The organism is Marinitenerispora sediminis, assembly GCF_003336425.1.
In the GTDB taxonomy this organism is placed as follows: Bacteria; Actinomycetota; Actinomycetes; order Streptosporangiales; family Streptosporangiaceae; genus Marinitenerispora; species Marinitenerispora sediminis.
Genome location: NZ_QEIO01000079.1, coordinates 26,103 through 44,603 on the forward strand (window position 1 = coordinate 26,103; position 18,501 = coordinate 44,603).

Consider the following 18,501-nt stretch of genomic DNA (forward strand, 5'->3'; position numbering starts at 1 on the left):
GCGGGACCGGCGCGCGGCGGAGCGCCGCCGGCGCACCGCGCTCACCTGGCGCGGAGTCGTCCTCGATCCCCTCGCATCATCGGTAGGCTCAGGTCTGCGGGCCCGCCTCAGTCTGGCTGCCGAACGGTGGGCGGCGCGGAAACTGGGAGGTCGTCCCCTCCGGCCGGGCAGCGCGGGCGGGGACGCCGTGGAGACGGAAACGGGTAGTGCGGCGATGGGTAGCGCGGTGACGAGTGGCCCCGCCACGGGCGGCGGTTCGGTGCTGGTGGATTACGACGACGCCTTGGCGAGGTACGAGCCCGTGCTGGGCCTGGAGACGCACGTCGAGCTGGGGACCCGGTCCAAGATGTTCTGCTCCTGCGCCACCGCGTTCGGCGCCGAGCCCAACACCCAGGTCTGCCCGGTGTGCCTCGCACTGCCGGGCTCGCTGCCCGTGGTCAACGGCACCGCGGTCGAGAGCGCCGTCCGGCTCGGGCTCGCGCTGAACTGCTCCATCGCGTCGTGGTGCCGGTTCGCCCGGAAGAACTACTTCTATCCGGACATGCCGAAGAACTACCAGATCTCGCAGTACGACGAGCCGCTGTGCACCAACGGCCACCTCGACGTGACCGTCGACACGCCCGAGGGCCCGCGCGAGTTCCGGATCGAGATCGAGCGGGTCCACATGGAGGAGGACACCGGCAAGACCTCGCACGTGGGCGGGGCCACCGGCCGGATCCACGGCGCCGAGTACTCCATCGTGGACTACAACCGCGCCGGCATCCCGCTGCTGGAGATCGTCACCAAGCCCATCGAGCACACCGGCGACCTCGCGCCGCTGGTGGCGCGCGCCTACGTCAGTGAGCTGCGCGACCTCGTGCGCGCCCTGGGCATCTCCGACGTGCGCATGGAGGAGGGCTCCCTGCGCTGCGACGTCAACGTCTCGCTGATGCCGCGCGGCGGCACCGAGTGGGGCATCCGCAGCGAGACCAAGAACGTCAACTCGCTGCGCTCCGTGGAGCGCGCCGTGCGGTACGAGATCCAGCGGCACGCCGGTGTCCTGGACGCCGGCGGCCGGGTGGTCCAGGAGACCCGGCACTTCCAGGAGCACAGCGGCAGCACCGTCTCCGGCCGCAGCAAGGAGGAGGCGCAGGACTACCGCTACTTCCCCGACCCCGACCTCGTGCCGGTCGCCCCGAGCGCCGAGTGGGTCGAGGAGCTGCGCGCCGCGCTGCCTGAGCTGCCCGCGGCCAAGCGCCGCCGGGTGAAGGCCGAGTGGGGGCTCTCGGACGAGGAGCTGCGCGACCTCGTCAACGCCGATGCCATCGACCTGGTCGCCGCGACCGTCGAGGCGGGTGCGCCGTCCGGCGACGCCCGCAAGTGGTGGCTGAACGAGCTGTCCCGCCGCGCGACCGAGAACGAGGTCGAGCTCGCCGCACTGCCGATCACGCCGGCGCAGGTGGCCAGGGTCATCGCGCTGGTGGCCGAGGGGGCGCTCACCAACAAGCTGGCCCGCCAGGTGGTCGAGGGGGTCCTCGCCGGCGAGGGCGACCCCGACCAGGTGGTCGAGGCCCGCGGCCTCGCGGTGGTCAGCGACGACTCCGCGCTCGGCACCGCCGTGGACGAGGCCATCGCCGCCAACCCCGACGTCGCCGAGAAGATCCGGGGCGGCAAGGTGGCCGCGGCCGGCGCGCTCGTCGGCGCCGTGATGAAGGCCACCCGGGGGCAGGCCGACGCCGGCCGCGCCCGGCAGCTGATCCTGGAGCGCCTCGGCGCCGGAGGCTGAGCCGCCGCCGGCGGCCGCCCGGACCGGCAACCGGGGGGCCGTGGCCGGTCATCCGCCACGGGAGGTGCGTTCGCCGTTCATTCGCGATGGGAGGCCTGTTCTCCGTTCATTCGCCACGGGAGGCTCCCCCCCCGTTCAGGCTCCCCAGAGGGGGTGTCACGATGCGTGACCATGTTGTCGCCGGGTCTCCGCTTCTCCTCAATCTCGCCGTGACCTTGAAGAAATAGCCTGGTCCGCCAGAGAGAGCACTGGTGCCTGCCGTGGTGCGTGACCGGAGAACAAGCTCCCGTGGCGACTGGACGGGGGAGCGGCCGTCCGCCGGATCCGCGTGGCGGCCGGCCACGGCAGCGGGCCGGACGGTACCGAGAGTGATCCCGGTCGGTGCGGCCGGCCGCGGCGGCGAGGAGGGACGCCCGGCCGGGCGAGGAAGCCCGGCACCGGCCCCGACCGCGGTCCGCGCCGGCGGGTGTCCGGCCCGGGCCGCAGGAGGCGATGCGCGAACCCCGGAGCCCACCGAGAGCGCTCGACCGAGACGATTCCCCGGCCGACCCGAGGAGCCCGTAGCGCCGGAGCGCCATTGATTGGAAGGGTGCCCATGTTCACGGCCGATGCGGCGGAACCCGCCGCCCCCGTCCCACCCCGGACGCGTCGATGAGGAGCGACTCCCGGCTCTGGCTGGGTGGCATCCTGGCGCTCACCCTCGCCTACACGCTGGGCACCCTGGTGGACTCCGGTGGCCTGTCCCTCACCGCCCGTATGGGTACCTGGCCCATGGCGGCGGCGGCCGGCGTGGCCGCGGTTTCCCTGCTGTACTCGGCGCGGCGCCGGGCGGCCAGCGGCGCCGACACCGAGGCGAACGCCGACGGGGCCGACGGCGCCGCCGCGCTGCGCTACCTGGGCCTCGCCGCGCTGGCGTGGTGCGCCGGAGCGGTCACCTACGGGGTGACCGGCCTGTTCAGCACCAGTGCCGCACTCTCCCTCACGTTCGGCGACCTGCTCTCGCTGGTCGCGCTGCCGCTGTTCGCCGTCGGGTTCACCCGGTTCGCGCCGCTGCCCCGGGGGGTGCGCCCCGCGGTCCGCCACTTCACCGACAGCTACGTGTGCGCCGCCGCGGTGTTCACCGTGGTGTGGCTGGTGCTGTTCGCGCCGCTGTACAGCGAAATGGGGGTCAACGCCGATTTCGTGGGCTTCGCCCTGGTCTACCCGGTCGCCGACATCGTGGTGCTCTGCCTGCTGGCACCCCTGGTGCTCACGTCGCCGCACAGCACCCGGCGGGCCGTGCTACTCGCCATGGGGGCGTTCGTCATCATCTGCGGCGCCGACCTCATCAGCACGATCACGCGGCTCACCGGCGAGCCGCTGGCCGGCGGTATCGAGCACCCGGTACGGCTGCTCGGGTTCGCGCTGCTGGCCGGGCTGCCCTGGCTGATCCGGGACACCGCCGCCGCGGCGCCGCGCCGGATCACCGGCCGTGGGCTGTACCGGTTCGCGCCGGAGATCGCGGCGGCTGTGGCGCTCGCGGTCGCGAGCGTCGTGCTGACGGTGGCCGCACTGCGCATGGACGGCGTGGCGCCGGTGCTCCCGCTGGTCGCCGGCTCGGCGGTCCTCGTGCTCCTGGTGCGGCTGGTGGGGCTGCTGGAGGAGAACGCCACCCTGGCGCGCATGGTCCTCACCCGGGAGCGGCACTTCCACGAGCTGGCGCGCAACAGCGGCGACGTCATCCTGATCCTCGACGAGGACGGCGCCATCTTCTACGTCAGCCCGGGCGCCGCCGAGGCGTTCGGGTACCGGCTGGACGACCTGCTCGCCGAGCCGGTCACCGCCATCGTGCACCCCGAGGACCTGCCCCGGGTGGCCGCCGCGATGTCGGCGTTCCGGCGCGACGCCTCCCCGAGCTTCAGCCTGCGGCTGCGGGTGCGCTCCGGCGACGGCACCTGGCGGCACACCGAGTCCACGGTCTCCCGCTACGAGCGCCCCGGGGAGCCGGACCGGCTGCTGGTGACCACCCGCGACATCAGCGCCCAGGTGGCGCTGGAGCAGCAGGTCGACCACCTGACCTTCCACGACGGCATCACCGGGCTGCCGAACCGGGCCTACCTGGAGGAGCGCACCCGCGAGGTGCTGTCCCGGCACGGCGCGGGCGAGGGGCCGTGGACGGACGTCGCGGCGATCTTCCTGGACCTCGACGGCTTCACCGCGGTGAACGACTCCGCCGGCCACACCTTCGGCGACTACCTGCTGGCGCAGGCGGCCCGCCGGCTGCGCGCCACCACCGACCCCGGGCACACGCTCGCCCGCTGGGGCGGCGACGAGTTCGCGGTGCTGATCGAGGAGAACGTCCAGGCGCAGCAGGTGGTCGACCTCGCCGAGCGGCTGTCACGGGTGATCGGCAGCGAGCCGTTCCAGGTCGCCGAGCGCGAGGTCGTGCTGACCGCGAGCGTCGGGGTGGCCTTCGCCGAGCGCGGCATCGAGAGCGGCGAGCTGCTGCGCAACGCCGACATGGCCATGGCCCGCGCCAAGGAGGAGGGCGGCGGCGGCCGGCTGGAGGTGTACGCCGCGCACATGCACGCCGCGGTGGTGCGCCGCCTGGAGCTGCAGACGGAGCTGCGCCAGGCGCTCGCCGACGGCGACTTCGTGCTGGAGTACCAGCCGGTCGTGGACCTGGAGAGCTCCCAGGTGACCGCCGTCGAGGCCCTGGTACGCCGGCGCAGCGGCGACACGGTGATCCCGCCCGAGGACTTCATCGGCGCCGCGGAGGAGTCCGGGCTCATCGTGCCGCTGGGCGAGTGGATCCTGCGGGAGGCCTGCGGGCGGGTCGCGCAGTGGCGCGCCGCCGAGTGGGACATCGGCCTGGCCGTGAACCTCTCGGTGCGGCAGGTGCTGTCCCCGCGGTTCGTCGAGACCGTGGCCACCGTCCTCGCCGAGAGCGGGCTGCCCGCCCACGTGCTGACCATGGAGGTCGACGAGGAGGTGCTGCTGGAGAACCCGGGCGAGGCCGTGGCGCGGCTCTCGGAGCTGCGTGGACTCGGCGTCCGGCTGGCGATCGACGACTTCGGCATGGGCTACGCGTCGCTGGCGCACCTGCGGCAGCTGCGGGTGGACGAGATCAAGATCGACCCGTCCTTCATCCGCGACCTCGGCACGGACGGGACGGTGACCCTGCTCACCCACACCATCATCCGGCTCGGCCAGGACCTCGGCGTGCAGGTCGTCGCCGAGGGGATCGAGCGGCCCGAGCAGCTGGAGCGCCTGCGCGCCATGGGGTGCGGCTACGGTCAGGGCTTCCTGGTGGCCAAGCCGATGGCCGCCGCCGGCGTCGAGGCGCTGGTGGGCGACGATGTCCGGACGCCGGCCGGGTGAGCCGTCGCGGCGGCCGCGGCGGGGACCGGGGCGGTGCGGATCCGGCCGACCGGGTCCGCCTACCGCCGCCCCTCGGCGGGCAGGCGCCGGACCGCGGCCCATTTTGTCTGTGATGTCACGACCTGCGGAGCAACCGCATGGTGATCCTAGTATCTCGCATGTCGAGACAAAATCGCGTTCCAGTTGACGCGGAAGCGTCGGCTCGGCCATCGTTGGGAGCGTGCAGAGCAACTCCCTGATTCTCGTACTTGGTCGGCGCGCCGCGAGCTGACCGAGCTGACGCTGCGCGCTCCCCTCAACCGCCTGTGGCCGGTGAGGGGTTTTTTGTTGCCAGAGCACGCCAAACCTCAGAGCCCTCTCCGAAGGATCTAGTGATGACCGAGCAGATGACCGGAGCCCAATCGCTCATCAGGTCGCTGGAGCATGTCGGCGTCGACGTCGTGTTCGGGATTCCCGGTGGCGCCATCCTGCCCGCCTACGACCCGCTCTACGACTCGGCCAAGGTGCGCCACATCCTCATGCGGCACGAGCAGGGCGCCGGTCACGCCGCGGAGGGCTACGCCTACGCCACCGGCCGCCCGGGCGTGTGCATGGCCACCAGCGGGCCGGGGGCCACCAACCTCGTCACCCCGCTCGCCGACGCCTACATGGACTCCGTGCCGATGGTCGCGATCACCGGCCAGGTCGCCGCTCCCCTGATCGGCACGGACGCCTTCCAGGAGGCGGACATCTGCGGCATCAGCATGCCGATCACCAAGCACAACTTCCTGGTGCGCGAGGCGGCCGACATCCCCCGCATCGTCGCCGAGGCGTTCCACATCGCCTCGACCGGCCGGCCCGGCCCCGTGCTCGTCGACATCGCCAAGACCGCGCTGCAGGCCGGCACCGAGTTCCAGTGGCCGCAGCGCCTCGACCTCCCCGGATACCGCCCGGTCACCAAGCCGCACGGCAAGCAGGTCCGCGAGGCCGCCCGTCTGATCGCCGAAGCGCGCCGCCCGGTGCTCTACGTCGGCGGCGGGGTGCTCAAGGCCGGTGCCGCGCAGGAGCTGCGGGTGCTCGCCGAGCTGACCGGACTCCCGGTCGTCACCACCCTGATGGCCCGCGGCGCGTTCCCCGACAGCCACCGCCAGCACCTCGGCATGCCGGGTATGCACGGTACGGTCGCCGCCGTGGGCGCCCTGCAGCGCGCCGACCTCATCGTCGCGCTCGGCGCGCGCTTCGACGACCGGGTCACCGGCAAGCTGGACAGCTTCGCGCCCGACGCCAAGATCGTGCACGCCGACATCGACCCCGCCGAGATCTCCAAGAACCGGCACGCCGACGTCCCGATCGTCGGCGACTGCCGCGAGGTCCTCGCCGACCTGGTCGTGGCGGTCCGCGCCGACCAGGCGGCCGGCCGGCAGGGCGACTACGAGGCGTGGTGGGCGCAGCTGGACCGGCTGCGCACCGACTACCCGCTCGGCTACGAGCAGCCCGCCGACGGCTCCCTGGCCCCGCAGCACGTCATCAAGCGGCTCGGTGAGATCGTCGGGCCGGACGCCGCCTACGTGCCCGGCGTCGGCCAGCACCAGATGTGGGCCGCCCAGTTCATCGACTACGAGAAGCCCGGCAGCTTCATCAACTCCGGCGGTGCCGGGACGATGGGCTTCTCGGTCCCGGCCGCGCTCGGCGCCAAGGTCGGGCGGCCGGACCAGGCGGTGTGGTCGATCGACGGCGACGGCTGCTTCCAGATGACCAACCAGGAGCTCGCCACCTGCGCGGTCGAAGGCATCCCGATCAAGGTCGCGGTGGTCAACAACGGCAACCTCGGCATGGTCCGGCAGTGGCAGACCCTCTTCTACGAGGGCCGCTACTCCAACACCAACCTGCAGACCGCGCCGCCGGCCGGCGGCGGCAAGGTCCGGATCCCGGACTTCGTGCGGCTCGCCGAGGCGTACGGTTGTGTCGGGCTGCGATGCGAGCGCGCCGAGGACGTCGACGCCACCATCGAGAAGGCCATGGCCATCGACGACGCGCCGGTCGTCGTGGACTTCACCGTCAACCACGACGCGATGGTGTGGCCGATGGTCGGACCGGGCGTCAGCAACGACAACATCCAGTACGCGCGCGACATGGCGCCGGACTGGGACGACGAGGACGAGGAGAGGGCCACCTTCCGATGAGTCTGCACACGCTTTCCGTCCTCGTGGAGGACACACCGGGCGTGCTGGCCCGCGCGTCCGGCCTGTTCTCCCGCCGTGGATTCAACATCCACTCCCTCACGGTGGGCCCCACCGAGTACGAGGGGCTGTCCCGCATGACGATCGTGGTCAACTGCGACCGCCACCCCCTGGAGCAGGTGACCAAGCAGCTCAACAAGCTGGTGAACGTCATCAAGATCGTCGAGATGGACACCGACGCCTCCGTGCGCCGGGAGCTGCTGCTGATCAAGGTCAAGGCCGACGCCGCCAGCCGCTCCCACGTGCTGGAGACGGCCGAGCTGTTCCGGGCCAACGTCGTCGACGTCAGCCCGGACGTGGTCGTCATCGAGGCGACCGGCAAGCCCGAGAAGCTCGAAGCGCTGATCCGCAACCTGGAGCCGTTCGGGATCAAGGAGCTGGTGAAGTCAGGGCTGGTCGCCCTCGGCCGCGGACCGCGGTCCATCACCGACCGCTCCCTGCGCGCCGTCGAACGCAGCGCGTGACCGCCGCGCGCCAGCGCGGCCGGCGCACCGTACCCGCCGGCCCGTACCCGGCCGCCGCGCCCCCGGCCGGCGGCCCCGGGCCCGCGTCCGCAACCAACAAGGAGTAAGCCGAAGTGGCAGCAGAGATGTACTACGACGACGCCGCCGACCTGAGCGTCATCCAGGGGCGCAAGGTCGCCGTCATCGGTTACGGCAGCCAGGGGCACGCGCACGCGCTGTCGCTGCGGGATTCCGGCGTCGACGTCCGGGTGGGCCTCGCCGAGGGCTCCAAGAGCCGCGCGAAGGCCGAGGAGGAGGGGCTGCGGGTCGTCACGCCCGCGCAGGCGGCTCAGGAGGCCGACCTCATCATGATCCTGGTCCCCGACCACATCCACCGGGACCTGTACGCCGACGAGATCGCCCCGCACCTCCAGGAGGGCGACGCGCTGTTCTTCGGCCACGGTTTCAGCATCCGCTACGGTCTGATCGAGCCGCCGGCCGGCGTGGACGTCGCCATGGTCGCCCCCAAGGGGCCGGGCCACCTGGTCCGCCGCCAGTTCGAGGAGGGGCGCGGCGTCCCGGTGCTGGTCGCGGTGGAGAAGGACGCCTCCGGCTCCGCCTGGGAGCTGGCGCTGTCCTACGCCAAGGGCATCGGCGGCACCCGCGCCGGCGCGCTGAAGACCACCTTCACCGAGGAGACCGAGACCGACCTGTTCGGCGAGCAGGCCGTGCTGTGCGGCGGCGTCTCCGAGCTGATCAAGGCCGGGTTCTCCACCCTCGTCGAGGCCGGCTACCAGCCCGAGGTCGCCTACTTCGAGTGCCTGCACGAGATGAAGCTGATCGTCGACCTCATGTACGAGGGCGGCATCTCCAAGATGTACTGGTCCGTCTCGGACAACGCGGAGTTCGGCGGCTACACCCGCGGCCCGCGCGTCATCACCGAGCAGACCCGTGAGGAGATGCGCCGGATCCTCGCCGAGGTGCGCGACGGCACCTACGCCCGCGAGCTCGTGGCGGAGTTCGACGCCGGACGGCCGAACTTCCTCAAGCGCCGCGAGGCCGAGCAGAGCGAGCAGATCGAGAAGGTGGGCGCGGAGCTGCGCCCGCTCATGAGCTGGCTGAAGGGCTGAGCCGCCCCTCCGCCGGTGCGGCCGGGCTCCGTCTCCTCGGACGGGGTCCGGCCGCGCCCGCACCGGCCGGATCGGGCCGCCGCGCGCGTCCCGGGCCCCGTGCCGTGTGTGATCCCGACCTGCGCACTAGACTTCTGCTGGCCATTCCGCCTGCCGGAACTGCCGGAGGCGTGGAGCGCGCCGAGACCCCGGACGCAGCCCCGCGCGCCGCCGCCGCAACCCACATAAGGATCTAGCTGTGCCCAAGCCCGCCGTTCTTGTCGCGGAAGAACTCTCGCCCGCTGGTATCGCGCTGCTGGAGGAGGACTTCGAGGTCCGCTCCACCGACGGCGCCGACCGATCGCGGCTGCTTCCGGCCCTCGCCGACGTCGACGCCCTGATCGTGCGCAGCGCGACCCGGGTCGACGCCGAGGCGCTGGCCGCGGCGCCGAAGCTCAAGGTGGTGGCGCGCGCCGGCGTGGGGTTGGACAACGTCGACGTGGAGGCCGCCACCAAGGCCGGCGTGCTCGTCGTGAACGCGCCGACCTCCAACATCATCAGCGCCGCCGAGCAGGCCATCAACCTCCTGCTGGCCAGCGCGCGCAACACCGCCCCCGCGCACCAGGCGCTGGTGAACGGCGAGTGGAAGCGCTCGAAGTACACCGGTGTCGAGCTGTACGACAAGACGGTCGGCATCGTGGGCCTGGGGCGCATCGGCGTGCTCGTGGCCCAGCGGCTGTCGGCGTTCGGCGCCCGGCTGATCGCCTACGACCCGTTCGTGCAGCCGGCCCGTGCCGCGCAGATGGGTGTCGAGGTGGTCGGACTGGACGAGCTCCTGGAGCGCAGCGACTTCATCACCGTGCACCTCCCGAAGAACAAGGACACCCTCGGCCTGATCGGCGAGGAGGCGCTGCGGCGGGTCAAGCCCACCGTCCGCGTCATCAACGCCGCCCGCGGCGGGATCGTGGACGAGGCCGCGCTGTACCGGGCCCTCAAGGAGGGCCGGGTCGCCGGCGCGGGAATCGACGTGTTCGCCAAGGAGCCGTGCACCGACAGTCCGCTGTTCGAGTTCGAGAACGTGGTCGTGGCCCCGCACCTGGGCGCCAGCACCCACGAGGCGCAGGAGAAGGCGGGCACCCAGGTCGCCCGGTCCGTGAAGCTCGCGCTCTCGGGCGAGTTCGTCCCCGACGCGGTGAACGTGCAGGGCGGCGCGGTGGCCGAGGACGTCAAGCCGGGGCTGCCGCTGGCCGAGAAGCTCGGCCGGATCTTCACCGCGGTCGCCGGCGGGATCGCCAGCCGGATCGACGTCGAGGTGCGCGGCGAGATCGCCGCACACGACGTCAAGGTGGTGGAGCTCGCCGCGCTCAAGGGGGTCTTCGGCGGTGTGGTCGAGGAGGCCGTCACCTACGTCAACGCGCCGCTGCTCGCCAAGGAGCGCGGTGTCGAGGTGAACCTGGTGACCAGCGACGACAGCTCCGACTGGCGCAACGTCATCGCGGTGCGCGGCATCCTGGCCGACGGTCAGCGGGTCTCGGTCTCCGGTACGCTCACCGGTCCGCGGCAGAGCGAGAAGCTGGTCGAGCTGAACGGCTACGGCATGGAGATCGCGCTGAGCGAGCACATGGCGTTCCTGTCCTACGAGGACCGGCCGGGCATCGTCGGGATCGTCGGCGCGCTGCTCGGCGACGCGGGCGTGAACATCGCCGGCATGCAGGTGAGCCGGGACGCCGAGGGCGGCAAGGCGCTCATCACGCTCACCGTGGACTCCGCGATCCCGGCGGAGACGCTGGAGGCGATCTCCACCGAGATCCGCGCCGAGAGCACCCGCCAGGTCGACCTGGTCTGACGTGCGGTCCGCCGTGCCGCCCGGGCGGCACGGCGGACCCGCCCCGGGCGGCGGGCATCCCCGTCCGGTAGACGGGGGCCGCCCGGCCCGGTTGTTCGGACGTCCGATAGTCTGACGTCCTCGTAGTTCCCGCGCGACGCCGCCCGCCGCATCCATCCGGCGGCGACGGCTTCCGGTCTGGCGATCCCACCGGCTCACGCGCCCCTCCGGCGCCGCGGTTCCACCGCGGCGCGGCCGACTGTTCCACCGAGCCCCGTGGGGAGAGGATCGCCATGTACGACACCACGTCCACCGCCGACGCCGACGAGGCCACCCGGGCCGTCCAGACCGCTCTGGACCGCCGGGACAACGGCGGGCCCGCGGGTCGCTAGGCTTGTCTCATTCCCGTTTCCGCTGGTCTCAGCATGTGAGAAGCCGCCTGACGCGGCGGCGAGCGGGAGGCGGGTCGGCGCCGCACGCGCCGCCCCGGACCAGTGCCCCGTCCCGACGAGTTCTACGAAGTTGAGGCAATCGCATGGCTGCTCGCACCGTGAAGTTGGCCGTCATCCCCGGTGACGGCATCGGCCCCGAGGTCGTCGCCGAGGGGCTGAAGGTGCTCGCCACCGTGGCCCCCGCGCACGATTTGGCGCTCGACACCACCGAGTACGAGCTCGGGGCCAAGCGGTGGCACGCCACGGGCGAGACCCTGCCCGACTCGGTGGAGCAGGAGCTCCGCGAGCACCAGGCGATCTTCCTCGGCGCGGTCGGCGACCCGACGGTGCCCAGCGGCGTCCTGGAGCGCGGGCTGCTCCTGCGGCTGCGGTTCAGCTTCTCGCACTACGTCAACCTGCGGCCGGTCCGGCTGTACCCCGGCGTGCACACGCCGCTCGCCGACGTCGGGCCCGAGGACGTCGACATGCTCGTCGTGCGCGAGGGCACCGAAGGCCCCTACGCCGGCATGGGCGGCGTGCTGCGCAAGGGCACGCCCGGCGAGATCGCCACGCAGGACAGCGTCAACACCCGCTTCGGGGTGGAGCGCGTCGTGCGCTACGCCTTCGAGAAGGCGGCGGCGCGCCCGCGCCGCAGGCTCACCCTCGTGCACAAGGACAACGTCCTGACCTTCGCCGGCGAGCTGTGGCAGCGCGTGGTGCGCGAGGTCGGCGCCGAGTACCCGCAGGTCTCCGTCGACTACCTGCACGTCGACGCGGCCACCATGTTCTTCGTCACCCAGCCGGCCCGCTTCGACGTCGTGGTCACCGACAACCTGTTCGGCGACATCATCACCGACCTCGGCGCGGCGGTCGCCGGCGGCATCGGACTGGCCGCGAGCGGCAACATCAACCCCGAGGGGGACTTCCCGAGCATGTTCGAGCCGGTGCACGGCTCCGCGCCGGACATCGCGGGCCAGGGCAAGGCCGACCCGACCGCGACCATCCTGTCCGCCGCCATCATGCTCGACCACCTCGGTTACGCCGACGCCGCGCGCCGCATCGAGCGCGCGGTCGGCGACGACCTCCAGGCCCGTGCGAAGGAGGGCCTGGTCCGCTCCACCGCCCAGATCGGCGACGACATCGTCCGGCGAGTAGCCGAGCAGGGCTGAGTCGAACCCGTCTCAGCCCTGCCGGCACCCGGCGCGGCTGAGGCATCTGGACACCTCCATGGTGCTACGGGCGCGCCCACGGCGCGCCCGTTCGCCATGTTCGCCCAGTTCGGTGGGGGATATGGCCCGGGACGCGGCGATTCGGCAGACTGGAAGCCGGGTCGGCAGCGCCGCCGACCCGCAGTACCCGAGAGGAACCTACGCGCTATGAACACCACCACCACAAGCGGTCTGACGTTCGAGATCCGGCCGTCGTCCCAGCGGAGGACCCCGCAGGAACGAGCCGCGCTGCTGGAGAGCCCGGGGTTCGGCAACGTGTTCACCGACCACATGGTCACCATCCGCTACACGGAGGGCCGGGGCTGGCACGACGCCCGCCTGGAGCCCTACGGCCCGCTGCCGCTCGACCCGGCGACCGCCGCCCTGCACTACGCGCAGGAGATCTTCGAGGGTCTCAAGGCCTACCGGCACCCCGACGGCTCGATCGCCGCGTTCCGCCCCGAGGTCAACGCGGCGCGGCTGAACGCCAGTGCCCGCCGCCTCGCCATGCCGGAACTGCCCGAGGACCTGTTCCTCCGCGCCATCGAGACGCTGCTGGAGCACGACCGCGAGTGGGTCCCCACGCAGGAGGGGCACAGCCTGTACCTGCGTCCGTTCATGTTCGCCACCGACGTCGGCCTGGGGGTCAACAACCCGTCCCGCAGCTACCTGTTCCTCGTGATCGCCTCCCCGGCGGCCTCGTACTTCTCGGGCGGGATCAAGCCGGTCACCGTCTGGCTGAGTGAGGACTACACCCGCGCCGCGCCGGGCGGCACGGGCGCCGCGAAGTTCGCCGGCAACTACGCCGCGAGCTTCCTCGCCCAGGCCCAGGCGGTCGAGCAGGGGTGCGACCAGGTCGTCTGGCTCGACGCGGTGGAGCACCGGTGGGTCGAGGAGATGGGGGGCATGAACCTGTTCTTCGTGTTCGGATCCGGGGAGAACGCCCGGCTGCTCACCCCGGCCCTCACCGGGACCCTCCTCCCGGGGATCACCCGCGACTCGCTGCTCAAGCTCGGCCCGGAGCTCGGCATCCCCGCCGAGGAGGGCCGGCTCTCCACCGACGAGTGGCGGGCGGCGGCGCTGAGCGGTGAGCTGACCGAGGTGTTCGCCTGCGGGACGGCCGCCGTCATCACGCCGGTCGGGCACGTCCGCAGCACCCAGGGCGACTTCCGGATCGGCGACGGAACGCCCGGACCGGTGACGATGCGGCTGCGCGAGGAGCTGGTCGGCATCCAGTACGGCGAGCGTCCCGACAGCCACGGCTGGGTCCGCCGGGTCGGCTAGCCCGCCGGGACACACACGCCGTCGCGGCCCCGCACGCACCGTGCGGGGCCGCGACGGCGTCAACGGGCGGCGAGTGCCTCGCGGTACCAGGCGAGGGTGGCGTCCAGCGCCGCGCCGAGCGGGGTCGGGCGTACGGCGAAGGCCCGTTCGAAGGCGGTCGAGTCCACGATCTGCGGCTCAGTGTGCTGGTAGAAGAGCTCGGCGTACTCCCGCATGAAGCGCTCATCGAATGGGCCGAACGCGCGCGGCTCGTCGAGCACCACGACCTTGAGCGGCCGGCCGACCCGCTCCTCGATCATCGCGTGCACCTCGCGGGTGGACACGGCCGGGGCGGTGGGCAGGTGCCATACCCGGCCGTCGCCCTCGGGGCGCTCGCCCAGCGTGGCCAGCCCGGAGGCGACGTCGCCGATGTAGCCGTAGCTGTGCGGCAGGTCGATGTCGCCGAGTGCCAGAACCTCGCCACCGGTCAGGGCGCCGGGGAAGACGGCGCCGCCCAGGGTGGAGTTGACGACCCCGGGGCCGACGAAGTCGGCGGCCCGGCCCAGTGCGACCCGTACCCGTCCGGACTCGTGCGCGGCGAGGTAGACCTCGTCCAACCGGGCCCGCATGCGCCCCTTGCGGCCGGTCGCCCGCCACGGGGTGTCCTCGGCCATGGCGGCCCCGCCGGTGCTGCCGTAGGGGTAGAGCGTGTCCAGCACGACGAGCCGGACGCCCTCGACCTCGGCGGCGGCCAGGACCGCCTCCTGGATCCCCGGCAGCAGGTCCACCTGGCGGTGGTAGGCGACGTTGACGCAGTGGTAGACGGCGGCGGCGCCCGCCACAGCGGCGCGGACCTGGGCGGGGTCGGCGGCGTCGGCCGCGTACCGCGCGGCACCCGGGACGGGCGGGCCGTCGCCGCGGCGGTTGACCAGGCGGACCCGGTGGCCGCGGCGGGCGAGTTCGGCGGCGAGGGCGGTTCCGGCCGGGCCGGAGCCCAGGACGACGTGCTGGGCGGCAGGGGCGGTGCTGGGCATGGGGACTCCCTAGGGGGCTGCGCGACCGTGTGGTTACGCTGTCTAACATACGTTATGGAATGTAACGTGCGCTAGGCTCTCTCACGTGTCGGGTCGAGAGGAGACGGGTGTGGCACCGACCGGAGGGCCGCGGTCCCGCTACCGGGAGCAGACGCGCGCCGAGATCAAGGCGATCGCGTTGCGGCAACTGGCGGAGGGGGGAATCGCGGCCGTCGCGCTCACCCGCATCGCCAAGGAACTCGGGCTGTCCGGCCCGGCGCTCTACCGCTACTTCGCCAACCGCGACGACCTGCTGACCGCGCTGATCCGGGACGCCTACGACGACGCGGCCGCGGCCATCGCCGACGCCGAGCCCCGAGCGGCGGGAGAACCGGCGCGGGAACGGCTGCACCGCCTGTCCGCCGCGTACCGGACGTGGGCGGCGACCCATCCGCACCGTTACCTGCTGATCGCCGGTTCGCCGCAGCCCGGGTACACCGCCCCCGCCGATACCGTCGACCGCGCGCGGTCCGCACTCGGCCACTTCCTCCCGCTCTTCGCCGGAGCGGAACCGGTCCCCGCGGTTCTCCCCGTGGCGCGGCGGCTGACCGCGTGGGCAGAGCAGGAGCCGGCGGTCGCCGAGTGGGTCGCCGCGGCCGTGGCGGGGACATCAGGGGAAGCACCACGCGCGGACACCGGCGCCTCCGCCGCGACCGGAATCTGCCTAGCCGGCGCGCTCATGTCCTGGACGCGCACGCACGGCGTCGTCAGCCTGGAGGTCGCGGGGCACTTCGCCGGCATGGGGCACGACCCGGCGGGGTTGCTGGCGGCCGAGATCGACACCCTCGCCGACGCCTTCCGGCTCGACTGACCCACGCTCCACCTCGCCGGACGCCGCGCGCCGTCCCGGTATGCGAGATGCCCCGCACCGAGGACGTAGTGCGGGGCTTGCGAAATGTCAGGCGAGGGACTGACGGCTTCCCCATGTCCTCACATCTCGGTGGCAACGCTGGTCACCACTGCTGGACGCCCTGCCAGTTGATGAACCAGTTGTGCGCCTGGGCGAACGCCACGTCCAGCTTGGTGTCCTTGTCCTTGGTGTCGCGGAAGTTGGACCGGAGGTACACGCGGAAGCCGGTGTGGGTGAGCCGCCCCCGGCGGATTCCGCACACTCCCGCCACCTGCGACGATCCCATGTGGCAGACTGGTCCCGTGCCGTCGCGGCTGATCATTATCGAGCGGCGCGCTGGCTGACCACGGACCTCGCCAGCGCGCTGACCTCTCGTGTCCACGAGGGGTCTTTTTTATTGGGCCGGCGGGGCGACCACCACCTGTTTCGGGGAGTTCCACCCATGTTGGACGACAGTTTCCACGTCTTCGACACGACCCTGCGCGACGGCGCCCAGCGGGAGGGGGTCAACCTGACCGTCGCCGACAAGCTGGCGATCGCGCGGCTGCTGGACGAGTTCGGTGTGGGCTTCATCGAGGGCGGGTGGCCCGGCGCCAACCCCAAGGACACCGAGTTCTTCCGGCGGGCCCGGACCGAACTCCCACTGCGCAATGCCCGGCTCACCGCGTTCGGCTCCACCCGGCGCGCCGGCACCCGGGCCGCGGACGACCCGCAGGTGGCGGCGCTGCGCGAGTCGGGGGCTCCGGTCGTCACCCTGGTGGCCAAGAGCGACGCCCGGCACGTGGAACGGGCGCTGCGCACCACGCTCGCGGAGAACCTGGCCATGGTCGCCGACACCGTGGCGTACCTGCGGGAGCACGGTCAGCGGATCTTCGTGGACTGCGAGCACTTCTTCGACGGCTACCGGTACGACCCCGAGTACGCGCTGAGCGTGGTGCGGGCCGCTGCGGAGGCGGGCGCCGACGTCGTCGTGCTGTGCGACACCAACGGCGGGATGCTCCCGGCCGACGTGACCGCGGTGGTCGCCGCGGTCCGGGAGCGCACCGGCGCCCGGCTGGGCATCCACGCGCAGGACGACACCGGGTGCGCGGTCGCCAACACGCTGGCCGCGGTGGACGCCGGCGTGACGCACGTGCAGTGCACCGCCAACGGCTACGGCGAGCGCGTCGGCAACGCCAACCTGTTCTCGGTGGTCGGCGCGCTGGAGCTCAAGTACGACCGCCGGGTGCTCCCCGAGGGCGGCCTGCGGGAGATGACCCGCGTCTCGCAGGCGGTCGCGGAGATCGTCAACATCGCCCCGGCGACCCACCAGCCCTACGTGGGGGTGTCGGCCTTCGCCCACAAGGCGGGACTGCACGCCTCCGCCATCAAGGTGGACCCGGACCTGTACCAGCACACCGATCCGGCGCTGGTCGGCAACGACATGCGCATGCTGGTCTCGGACATGGCGGGCCGTGCCTCGATCGAACTCAAGGCGAAGGAGCTCGGCATCGACCTCTCCGGCGACCGGGCGCTGCTCGGCCGGGTGGTCGACCGCGTCAAGGCACTGGAGCTGCGGGGATACAGCTTCGAGGCGGCCGACGCCTCACTGGAGCTGCTGCTCCGGGAGGAACTGGGCCGCCCGGTGCGGTACTTCGAAGCGGAATCCTGGCGCGTGATCGCGGAGCGACGAGCCGCCGCACGTCCGGAAGCGTCGGCACCGGTTGCCGGAGGCCGATTGGTGTCGGCGGTGGAGGGGAGTGCGGTGGGGAGTGCGGCTGGTGGCGGTGTGCGGCGAGCCGGATCCGAGTCCCCTCGCGGGAGCGCGGACGTCTCCCCGTTCCTCGGTGCTCCGGCCGCCGCGCTCAGTGAGGCCACCGTGAAACTGCACGTCAAGGGCGAGCGGGTGATCGCCACCGCCGAGGGCAACGGCCCGGTCAACGCACTGGACCGCGCACTGCGCACCGCCATGGAGGGTGTGTACACCGCGCTGGCCAGCCTCGAACTGACCGACTACAAGGTGCGCATCCTGGAGGGCACCTCCGGTACCGACGCCGTCACGCGGATCCTGCTCACGTTCAGCGACGGCCGCGGGGAGTGGACCACGGTGGGGGTGGGGGAGAACGTCATCGACGCCTCCTGGACCGCCCTGGAGCAGGCTGTGACGTACGGCCTGCTGCGTCAGGGGTACCCGAGCCGCGTCTGAGCCGAGTCCGGCCCGTCCGGGGCCCCGCTCCCCGGTGAGAACGGCCGCCGCACCGGGGGCCTGGGGGCCGGGGGACGGGCGCCCGGCCCCCAGGCCCACCGATTCTCGACGAGGCCGGGGCCGGCTGCCTTCCGCTGCCCGCCGCCGGCGCTCTCTTCGGACGGGGAGGACAGCGGTGCGCTGTCAGGGGTGCGGCCAGCCGTTGGGCTGGCAGCCCTGGAGGCTGAGGGTCTGCTGCTGCATGACGGGGGCGGGCTTGCCGTCGCCGGGGCAGTCCACATGGCCGTGGCCGAGTGCGTGGCCGACCTCGTGGTTGACCACGTACACGCGGTAGGTCTCCAGGTCGCCGTCGAAGTGCCTGACCCCGCTCACCCAGCGGTTCTGGTTGATGATGGCGCGCTCGCCCTGGGTGCACGAGACCTCGCCGTCGGTCCGCAGCGGGTAGCACATGGTGTCCACCGTCTCCGGGGCGGCCAGCGCCACCCGGAAGTCGACCGGGCCGGAGTCCACCCGCTGCACCGACATCCCCTCGCCGACCCAGCCGCGCGGGTCGCCGAGCACCTCGTCGACCGCCGCCGCGAAGTCGCCGGCGTCGCCGGGCAGCCCCTCCTCGACCTCCACGAGGTAGCGGCGCAGCGGGCCGGAGCCCCGTACGGGGCTCTCGCCCTCGACCACCGCCAGCTCACCGTCGGCGGTGGCCACCTCCTCCACCACCGAGCGGAGCAGTACGGGCGGCTCCGCCGACGGGGAGGGCGAGGGCGGCCGTGAGG

Annotated in this window: 13 protein-coding genes; 10 read left to right on the plus strand and 3 right to left on the minus strand. The window is 72.5% G+C overall.

Annotated features, from left to right (window positions below; translation table 11 throughout):
* Positions 1-214 precede the first annotated feature (214 nt).
* The 8 genes from gatB to DEF28_RS16005 all read left to right on the plus strand — a co-directional run bounded on the left by gatB (position 215) and on the right by DEF28_RS16005 (position 13,644).
* Entirely contained in the window at positions 215-1,765 is a 1,551-nt protein-coding gene (gene gatB, locus DEF28_RS15970) for an Asp-tRNA(Asn)/Glu-tRNA(Gln) amidotransferase subunit GatB (protein WP_181874345.1), read from the plus strand.
* 651 nt (positions 1,766-2,416) lie between these two features.
* On the plus strand, positions 2,417-5,125 hold the full coding sequence (locus DEF28_RS15975; RefSeq protein WP_114398633.1) for a putative bifunctional diguanylate cyclase/phosphodiesterase: 2,709 nt from the start codon (positions 2,417-2,419) through the stop codon (positions 5,123-5,125).
* 305 nt (positions 5,126-5,430) lie between these two features.
* A complete protein-coding gene (locus DEF28_RS15980; RefSeq protein WP_258862225.1) occupies positions 5,431-7,287 on the plus strand; it encodes an acetolactate synthase large subunit in 1,857 nt (618 codons plus the stop codon).
* Positions 7,284-7,808: an acetolactate synthase small subunit gene (gene ilvN, locus DEF28_RS15985; RefSeq protein WP_114398631.1), complete on the plus strand. Its 525-nt coding sequence runs from the start codon at positions 7,284-7,286 to the stop codon at positions 7,806-7,808. The genes DEF28_RS15980 and ilvN overlap by 4 nt, the downstream gene beginning before the upstream one ends.
* A 113-nt stretch (positions 7,809-7,921) precedes the next feature.
* The gene (gene ilvC, locus DEF28_RS15990; RefSeq protein WP_181874344.1) at positions 7,922-8,917 is read left to right on the plus strand and encodes a ketol-acid reductoisomerase; all 996 of its coding nucleotides are present in this window, start codon (positions 7,922-7,924) and stop codon (positions 8,915-8,917) included.
* 238 nt (positions 8,918-9,155) lie between these two features.
* On the plus strand, positions 9,156-10,742 hold the full coding sequence (gene serA, locus DEF28_RS15995) for a phosphoglycerate dehydrogenase (RefSeq protein ID WP_114398629.1): 1,587 nt from the start codon (positions 9,156-9,158) through the stop codon (positions 10,740-10,742).
* Positions 10,743-11,256: 514 nt separating this feature from the next.
* The gene (locus DEF28_RS16000) at positions 11,257-12,321 is read left to right on the plus strand and encodes a 3-isopropylmalate dehydrogenase (RefSeq protein WP_114398628.1); all 1,065 of its coding nucleotides are present in this window, start codon (positions 11,257-11,259) and stop codon (positions 12,319-12,321) included.
* 207 nt (positions 12,322-12,528) lie between these two features.
* On the plus strand, positions 12,529-13,644 hold the full coding sequence (locus DEF28_RS16005; protein ID WP_114398627.1) for a branched-chain amino acid aminotransferase: 1,116 nt from the start codon (positions 12,529-12,531) through the stop codon (positions 13,642-13,644).
* Between the two features lie 59 nt (positions 13,645-13,703).
* On the opposite strand, the gene DEF28_RS16010 is transcribed toward DEF28_RS16005, so the two are convergent.
* Complete coding sequence (locus DEF28_RS16010) at positions 13,704-14,657, minus strand: NAD-dependent epimerase/dehydratase family protein (protein ID WP_114398626.1); 954 nt, start codon at positions 14,655-14,657, stop codon at positions 13,704-13,706.
* A 109-nt stretch (positions 14,658-14,766) separates the two neighbouring features.
* On the opposite strand from DEF28_RS16010, the gene DEF28_RS16015 reads away from it, so the two are divergent.
* Positions 14,767-15,507, plus strand: a complete 741-nt coding sequence (locus tag DEF28_RS16015) for a TetR/AcrR family transcriptional regulator (RefSeq protein WP_114398625.1) — start codon at positions 14,767-14,769, stop codon at positions 15,505-15,507.
* 142 nt (positions 15,508-15,649) lie between these two features.
* On the opposite strand, the gene DEF28_RS16020 is transcribed toward DEF28_RS16015, so the two are convergent.
* Positions 15,650-15,832, minus strand: a complete 183-nt coding sequence (locus DEF28_RS16020) for a hypothetical protein (RefSeq protein WP_114398624.1) — start codon at positions 15,830-15,832, stop codon at positions 15,650-15,652.
* 156 nt (positions 15,833-15,988) lie between these two features.
* Here DEF28_RS16020 and cimA point away from each other — a divergent pair, with 156 nt between their 5' ends.
* Positions 15,989-17,731, plus strand: coding sequence for a citramalate synthase (gene cimA / locus DEF28_RS16025; RefSeq protein WP_114398623.1), 1,743 nt, complete (start codon positions 15,989-15,991; stop codon positions 17,729-17,731).
* Between the two features lie 183 nt (positions 17,732-17,914).
* Here cimA and DEF28_RS16030 read toward each other — a convergent pair.
* Positions 17,915-18,501, minus strand: a 587-nt coding sequence (locus DEF28_RS16030) for a DUF3152 domain-containing protein (protein ID WP_114446168.1), incomplete at its 5' end; no start/stop codon positions are given.